Below are 1,582 nucleotides of genomic sequence, written 5' to 3'. Positions count from 1 at the left end.
CGCGCTCGAAGCCCTGCCCGATGCGCAGCACCAGCCGCACCTGTCCGGCGTCGAGCAGGCGGGCCATGTCCGCATCGCGGTGCAGGTATTCCACCACGCGGAACGTGGGCGACCCGGCCACCCGCGCGGCCAGCTCGCGCGAGGCCGCGCTGCGGTCCTCGTCGTAGATGGCGCAGGGCACGTCCACCAGGTCGAAGGTGGCGGCATAGCCGAAGATGATGGTCTGGAGCAGCGGCGGCAGGATGACCACCGTGCGGCTCTTGGGGTCTTTCAGCAGGGTCAGGAATTCCTTGACGATGAGCGCCAGCAGGCGGTGCAGCAGGGCCAGCGGGCCGGATTGCACGGACTGGCCGGATTGCAGGGACTGGCCGGATTGCAGGGACTGGCCGGATTGCAGGGACTGGCCGGGCTGGGCGGAAGTGCGCGCGGCGGGGGGCTTGCGGGTTATGTTGTCTGTGATGGCGTGGTCGTGCATGGCGCGCTCCGAGGGGCCGTGTCCCAAGTAGGATTTTCGTTTGTTGGCAAGGAAAACGAGCCTGTCATGAGGGAGTGCCTCAGCCGCCAGGTGAGCACGCAGTGCGAATCTTGCGGATGAGGCCGCAGCGCGTACTCTTGTTGCATTTGACCGATATGGCGGGCGACGTTTGACCGCGTTGCGCACGATGTCCGTAGGGCTCGCAAGCTCGCCCAAGGGTCACGCCCCGCGCCCTTCGGGTCGGAAGCCAACGGGCGAAAGGACAATTTGGATACGGCCCTAATCCAGCCGTTTGCGGCAACGCAGCCTCGCCACGGTCAGGAAAAAGAACGCCAGTGCGGCCAGGGCCAGCGCGTTGGGCACGATGACCTCCCATACCTCGCCCGCCAGAAAGATGGTCTTCAGCAGGGTGGCGAAGTAGCGCGCCGCGATGACGTACGAAACCGCCTGCACGAAGCCGGGCGTGCTTTCCAGGTCGAAGATGAACCCCGACAGGAACAGCGCGGGCAGAAAGGTGGCCAGCAGCGCGGCCTGCCCGGCGATGAACTGGTTGCGCGCCAGCACCGAGATGAACAGCCCCATGCCCAGCGCGGCGGTGAGGAACAGCGACGAGGCCCCGGCCAGCACCGCCAGCGAACCGCGCAGGGGCACCCCGAACAGGTACAGGGCCATGATCACGGTCAGCACCATGCCCCCCATGCCCAGCACGAAATAGGGCAGCAGTTTGCCGGTGAGCAGTTCGCCCATGCGCACCGGGGTTACCAGCAGGGCCTCCATGGTGCCGCGCTCCCATTCGCGGGCCATGACCATGGCGGTCAGCAGGGCGCCGGTCAGGGTCATGATCAGCACCATCAGCCCCGGCACCAGAAAGTGGCGGCTATCGGCAGTGGGGTTGAACCACATGCGCGTGGCCATCCGCACCGCCGGAACCTGCCCGGCCGCGGCAACACGACCGGACAGCCAGCTTTGCCACACGCTGGTGACGTAGCCGGACACGGTGCGGGCGTTGTTGGGATCCACCCCGTTGACGATGAGTTGCACAGGCACGGTGCCCGCATCGCCTGCCGGGGGCGCGCCGTCGGGCCGTGCCGTGCCGCCTGCCGCCCC

Annotated in this window: 1 protein-coding gene and 1 pseudogene; both read right to left on the bottom strand. The window is 67.5% G+C overall.

Going from position 1 to position 1,582, the window contains the following annotated elements; genetic code table 11:
- A pseudogene (locus FVW27_RS15065) lies at positions 1-475 on the bottom strand (hypothetical protein); the annotation flags it as partial.
- A 279-nt stretch (positions 476-754) separates the two neighbouring features.
- A partial coding sequence (locus FVW27_RS15060) for an ABC transporter permease (RefSeq protein WP_167126645.1) occupies positions 755-1,582 on the bottom strand: 828 nt, incomplete at its 5' end.

It is taken from the genome of Nitratidesulfovibrio liaohensis, from assembly GCF_011682075.1.
GTDB lineage: Bacteria > Desulfobacterota > Desulfovibrionia > Desulfovibrionales > Desulfovibrionaceae > Cupidesulfovibrio > Cupidesulfovibrio liaohensis.
This window is presented reverse-complemented; position numbering and strand designations above follow the sequence as displayed.